This is a genomic window from Skermanella aerolata KACC 11604 (genome assembly GCF_000936425.1).
GTDB lineage: Bacteria > Pseudomonadota > Alphaproteobacteria > Azospirillales > Azospirillaceae > Skermanella > Skermanella aerolata.
Map to the genome: position 1 here is coordinate 1 of NZ_AVFK01000117.1, position 5808 is coordinate 5808.

Consider the following 5808-nt stretch of genomic DNA (forward strand, 5'->3'; position numbering starts at 1 on the left):
CGGCCAGGTAGCCCACGATCACGCCGCCGGCAGCCGCGGTCACGAAGGACAGGGAGGCTTCGGTGACGGACACCGCTCCGGCCAGGGTGGCGCCGATGGCGAAGCGGTAAAGGACCAGTGAGGAGGCGTCGTTGAGCAGGCTCTCGCCCTCGAGCACCACGACCAGCCGCCTGGGCATCGAGAAGTTCTTCAGCACCGAGGCCGCCGCCACCGCGTCGGGCGGGGCGACGATGGCGCCGAGGGTGACGGCGGCCCACCACGGCATGGCGGGCACCAGCAGCTTGGCGACGACCGCGACCACCAGTGTCGTGAACACGACGGCGCCGACCGCGAGGAGCAGGATCGGCCTCAGGTTGGAGCGGAACGCCGGCCAGTCGGTGCGGTAAGGGGAGCATGGCAAACTGTGGGAGTCGGGATCTGGTGGAGGGTATCGGCGATAGATAGGCTGGCGCTCCAATAGAAGCAGCCTTTGGGACAAGCATGCGCATTGAGATCCAGCTCCGGATCATTGCCGACGACAACAGCGTGATCAGCGAGGGCGAGATCCTGCAGTTCGACAAGGGTGACGACCGACTTGAGATGATCGGTCTGTCGTTCGATGAAGCGAAGGCGGCGCTGGCCGGCATTCAGGGAGGCATGGTCACCGCCCAGGCGGCAAGTTTTCTGGCGCGGCATCGGAGTTGTGATCTCTGCGGCACCCTGCTGCTGAGCAAAGGGCCAGGCTGGACCCGGTTCCGCACTGCTTTCGGCACCATCACGCTGCCCAGTCCGCGCTTTTATCACTGCTCCTGCCGACCTGGGGAGGCCAGGACCTTCAGCCCGCTGAACCTGCTCCTGACCGAGCACATCGCCCCAGAGCTGCTCTACCTGGAGACCCGCTGGGCCTCGCTGGTGTCCTTTGGCATGACAGCGGATTTGTTGAAGGATGTCCTGCCGATCGGCAGCACCGCTGACGCCTCGACCATCCGCCGTCACCTGCACAAGGTCGCTGCCCACCATGATGCCGACCTTGGCAATGAGCAGCCGGGTGGGCCTGACGCGGGCAATGGCCAGCCGTTCCCGCAGGCAGCAGTCATCGTCGGTATCGACGGCGGCTACGTCCGGAACTGGCACGATAAGAAACATAACTTCGAGATCGTGGTCGGCAAATCCATGGCCGCGGGTCGCGATGACCGCTACTTCGGCTTGGTCCGGAGCCAGGATGAGCAGCCGGGACGTCGCTTCCGCGAGGTTCTGCGATCTCAGGGCCTGCCGGTGATCCAGCCGGTCACGATGCTGACCGACGGCGGCGACAGCGTCCGCGCCCTGGCAGGTGAACTCTCACCCGGCGCGGTGCATATCATTGACTGGTTCCACATCGCCATGCGGCTGACCGGGATGGATCAGTACGTCAAGGGCTTGGCGCACCACAATCCGGTCGAGGCGCTGGCACTGGAGCACCGGCTGGAGCGGATCAAGTGGCGGCTCTGGCATGGCGACGGCGAAGAAGCCCTGATCCGAGCACAAGCCCTGGCGGCGGATGTAGCCGCCCTGAACATCGCCTATCCTCGGCTGAAGCGGCTGATCAAGGCGGCTGCTGGATTGGCCACCTACATCGCCAACAACGCCGCGGCGGTCGTCAACTACAGCCGACGCTGGGACAACGGTGAACGGATTTCCACCGCCTTCGTGGAATCCACCGTCAACCTCGTCGTCAGCCGACGCTTCGCCAAAAAGCAGCAGATGCAGTGGTCGAAGAAAGGGGCCCACCTCCTCCTGCAGACACGAACCAAAACCCTCGACGGCACACTACGTGACCTGTTCACCCGGTGGTATCCGGGAATGGCCGTCAACGACAATCAAGTCCCGGATCTCGCCAGGGCAGCCTGATCATCTCCCACACTATGCCATGCTCCCCGGAGCCTGCGCCGCCCGGGCCTTGTGCACCGCGACCAAGGCGGCACGCCGCCACGTCTACTTCCATCCACGCGCGGAGTACGACGCCCTCAACGCGGCGCGGGTGCGGATGCACGATCCCGCCTGGAAGCAGCGCTACCATGCCCGCGCCGGGGTGGAAGGCACGCTCTCACAGGGCGTCCGTGCCTTCGGCATGCGCCGCAGCCGCTACATCGGGCTGGCAAAGACCGGACTTCAGCAGGTTTGCATCGCCGCCGCGATGAATGTGTCGCGGATCGTCAACTGGCTTGACGGCCGGCCCCGCGCCCAGACACGCGTCACACCCTTCGCCGCCCTGGCACCGGTCGCCTGAATTCGCCGACAGTATCTAGGTCTCGTCGACCCGCCACGAGCCGTTCGTTGGACGCAGATGGGGCCGCAGCCGCTTCTCCAATTCCACCGCATAGGCCTGGATCCAGCGGCAGATGGTCGTGTGGTCGACCGAGACGCCGCGGTCTCGCAGCATCAGTTCGAGGTCGCGGTAGGAGATCGGGAACTGTAGGTACCAGCGCACCGCCCACAGGATCACTTCTGACGTGAATTGCCTACCCTTGAACGGATGTTCCCGCCTTGCCATTCCCGGTATGCTCCTGACGTCTCCAATCCGGCCCTTCTACCCGATCAGCCAGCCGCTGCAAACCTTGCAACAGAACCCCGGCGCGATCCCGGACAAGTATCTCGATGCTGGGATGACGCCGCAGCCAGACTGCCAAAGTCGCGGCCTTTCGGTCGGGCAGCAGGTCGATGACGCAGTCGCGTTCCAGATCGCACAGGATCGTGCCGTAGCTCTGGCCTTTGCGCCAAGCCCAGTCGTCGACGCCGAGAACACGGACTTCCGGCACTGGATCGGGAATCGCCTCGCGGATGCGGCGCAGCAGCGTCGTGGCGCCGACCGGGACTGCCATCCTGCCCGCCAGGCGCGCTCCGGCATTGCCGCCCAATGCCAGGGCCACGGCATGGTGCAGGGTGCGAAGACGATCGGTGTGGCGAGCCCTGGGCCGGGCTATGGCATCGGGACGTTCGGCGAAGGTCCGCTGGCGGCAGACGGAGTTTACACAGCGGAAGCGGCGGATGCGCACCAGAAGAATAAGCCGCTGCCCCAGGCAAGGAACGTCGCCGAGGCTGCGCCAGTAGTGGCTGTGAACCCGCGCCGACCGAATACCGCAGGCCGGACAGGAAGCATTCTCCTGATCCATCTGTACTCGGAGTGTAAGACGAGGGCTTTGAGGATCGATCCGATCGATGACGTGGAGACTTGGGAAGAACTCTGATGGGCCGAGGGTGATCAATAAAAGTCAGCGTCGTTGTTGAAGATGCTGTCATCATATAAGACGCCTGACGCGCCATGCATCAATCCCGACAGACCGCTGGCTCGATACATTCACTCAACCATGATACGCTTTCCGCATAGAGGCTCTGGTCAAAGTAATTTGGCGGAAAGTGACTACGAAATCGATTGAAGGATGCGATTCCTTCGGCAGCGTCGCCATATCATCAGCATGTCAGGCAGGATCTTTGTCGCTCCGCATCACTGAACCGAGGAGTTGGAGCGCCGCTACAAGGCCGCGAGTGACGGCATTGAACGCGGTCACCTTCACATCATCTGGCTTCTCAGCCAAGGGCGTTCGGCGAAGTTCGTGGCGGAGGTCACGGGCTATACACCAACCTGGGTCAGCAAGATCCTGTGGCGCTACAACGACCACGGCTTCGCCGGGCTGGGCGACAGCCGGCTGGACAATCCCGGTGCCGCCCCGCTGCTTAACCCGGTCCAGGTGGGAGAGTTGCGCGACGTGGTCAGCGAGCCGCCGCTCGACGGCGGGCTGTGGACCGGGCGCAAGGTGGCGTGCTGGATCACCGGACGGATCGGTCGCCCCGTGTCGCCCCAGCGCGGTGTCGAATACCTGCGTCGCCTTGATCTGACGCGTCAGGTGCCGCGGCCGGCCAATCCCAAGGCGAGCCTGTACGAGCAGGCACGGTTTAAAAAAAGCTCCAGACCCGCGTCAGCGAGCTCCAAGGCTCCGAAACGGCAATCCCGGTCGAAGTCTGGGCGTTCGACGAACACCGCCTCGGCCTGAAACCGATCCTGCGCAAGGTCTGGGCGCCACGCGGCTGCCGTCCAACCGCCCGCGGCCATCACCGCTACCAGTGGCTTTATCTGTACGGCTTCGTCCGACCAGCCACGGGCCAGGTCGTGTGGTTCATCGCCGACGGCGTCAACACCGCCCTGTTCAGCGCGCTCCTGGCATCGTTCGCCGCCGAGGTCGGCGCCGGCCCCGACAAGCACGTCATCCTGGTGCTCGACGGCGCGGGCTGGCATGTCGCCAAGGATCTGGAAGTTCCGGAAGGCCTTGAACTGATGTTCCTGCCGCCGTACTCGCCACAAATCCAGCCCGCCGAACGCTTATGGCCGTTGACGAACGAGCCCATCGTCAATGAATACTTCGAGACCCTCGAGGAACTCGATGAGGTTCTTGCCGAGCGCTGTCGTAGTCTCGCCGACGATCAGGACCAGATTAGAGCACATACCCTCTTCGAATGGTGGCCGCATCATAATTAGAAAGTGTTGCAAACTTAGCTAAAGCCTTTGGCGTCAAACTATTCATTCTGAAAGCGTATGAGACGTGCACACAAAAGAACGAAGAACCCATTTTCGTGAAGGCATTTGCCAGCACGGCCGCCTGGATCAGGCCGGGAGCGTTCCGGGCAAGTTGTTCGATGAACCTTCTCTCATCGGCATCAAGTTTCTCCGGCGCCGTCGTCAGCAACCAGGCACATCGCCGGCTCGACGGCGCCTTCCACCGCCCGGCGGTCGTGGCGGCAACGACCTCGGGAGTGCCGGCGCCGCGTAACCGACGGGCAGTCGCCCAGCGTTTCACCGTGGTGACGCTGACCGGAGCGCCTTGGTCGCGCAATTCGCGCCAGAGCCGCGTACCATTCCGGCATCCTGCACGCCATCGCTGCTCGAGGATCCCGAACCAGCTGTCCAGCAACTTTGGTTGAGCCGGTTTATCGTGAGCGGCAGGGCCGGCGCTCTTCAGCCACCGCTCGACTTTCTGGCGGCTTACGCTCAGGGCACGGGCGATGGCGCTGATCGTCATGCCTTCGGCATGCAGCCGGCACATTTCATTGTACAGATCCTGCCGGGCGGTCCGCTTCGCCATCAACTGGGCCTGTTCGGATGTCGGTTTCGTCTGCTGGTCACCGTGATGCTCAGCCAGCTGTCCGGCGACCTGTCGTGCCGCTGACCGAACCGCCGTGCGATGACGATCGACGACAGTGCGCATGGCATCGCCAAGATTGCGGAGAAGGTGCCACCGGTCGGCACTTTGACGTGCTGCAGGTGCACCCTGACTGGCGCCGTCGGCATAAAGACCACTCCGGTCGCGGACGACGATCTCAACGCCGGGATGCTGGCGCAGCCAGGCCGCGAAGCTTCCGGCATTGCGGTGGGGCAGGAGATCGACGACATGGCCCAGTTCAAGGTCGCACAGGATGGTTCTATAGGTCTGTCCCTTTCGCCACGCCCATTCATCGACCCCGAGCACACGTGGTGTCGCCGGCTCCTCGATCACGATCGCCCGGATCATGCGCAGCAGCGTAGCGCCGCTGACCGGCATGGCGAGCTTGTCCGACAGGCGCGACGCGGGCGCATTGCCAAGAGCCAGGGCAAGACTCTGCTGCGTGTCGTACAGTCGGGTGGTACGGCGAGCTTTGGGAAGAGCGAGCGCTGAGAAGCTGTTCGCAGATGGACTGTGCTGGCCGACGTTGAGCGGGGTAGTTTTGTTGAAGCGAATGAGGGCTGACGCGCGGAAGTCAGTGGCCTACGTTCGCAACCTCACTGGGCATAGGAGAAGTTGTCGATTTCCCGGCGGG

General features: G+C 63.6%; 7 protein-coding genes and 1 pseudogene. 4 read left to right on the forward strand and 4 right to left on the reverse strand.

Annotated features, from left to right (window positions below):
• The coding region (locus N826_RS38325) for a cation:proton antiporter domain-containing protein (protein WP_044437768.1) at window positions 1–400 on the reverse strand (400 nt) is incomplete at its 3' end.
• Between the two features lie 80 nt (window positions 401–480).
• On the opposite strand from N826_RS38325, the gene N826_RS38330 reads away from it, so the two are divergent.
• Window positions 481–1869, forward strand: a complete 1389-nt coding sequence (locus tag N826_RS38330; protein ID WP_044437770.1) for an ISKra4 family transposase — start codon at window positions 481–483, stop codon at window positions 1867–1869.
• 19 nt (window positions 1870–1888) lie between these two features.
• Window positions 1889–2248 carry a transposase gene (locus N826_RS38335; RefSeq protein ID WP_044437772.1) on the forward strand — a complete coding sequence of 120 codons (360 nt, stop codon included), beginning with the start codon at window positions 1889–1891 and terminating at the stop codon, window positions 2246–2248.
• A gap of 18 nt (window positions 2249–2266) precedes the next feature.
• Here N826_RS38335 and N826_RS38340 read toward each other — a convergent pair.
• Window positions 2267–2512: pseudogene (locus tag N826_RS38340) on the reverse strand (IS6 family transposase); the annotation flags it as partial.
• Window positions 2481–3131 (reverse strand): ISL3 family transposase, encoded by a 651-nt coding sequence (locus N826_RS42620; protein WP_084721549.1) that lies wholly within the window; start codon window positions 3129–3131, stop codon window positions 2481–2483. The gene N826_RS42620 and the pseudogene N826_RS38340, both read right to left, overlap by 32 nt.
• A 348-nt stretch (window positions 3132–3479) precedes the next feature.
• Between N826_RS42620 and N826_RS38350 the strand changes: the two genes are divergently transcribed.
• Both N826_RS38350 and N826_RS38355 read left to right on the forward strand, forming a co-directional pair.
• Window positions 3480–4010: a winged helix-turn-helix domain-containing protein gene (locus N826_RS38350; RefSeq protein WP_052832808.1), complete on the forward strand. Its 531-nt coding sequence runs from the start codon at window positions 3480–3482 to the stop codon at window positions 4008–4010.
• 5 nt (window positions 4011–4015) lie between these two features.
• Window positions 4016–4492: an IS630 family transposase gene (locus tag N826_RS38355; protein ID WP_244619788.1), complete on the forward strand. Its 477-nt coding sequence runs from the start codon at window positions 4016–4018 to the stop codon at window positions 4490–4492.
• On the opposite strand, the gene N826_RS42625 is transcribed toward N826_RS38355, so the two are convergent.
• Window positions 4449–5552: a transposase gene (locus N826_RS42625; RefSeq protein WP_084721551.1), complete on the reverse strand. Its 1104-nt coding sequence runs from the start codon at window positions 5550–5552 to the stop codon at window positions 4449–4451. The two genes, N826_RS38355 and N826_RS42625, sit on opposite strands and share 44 nt — an antisense overlap.
• Window positions 5553–5808 lie beyond the last annotated feature (256 nt).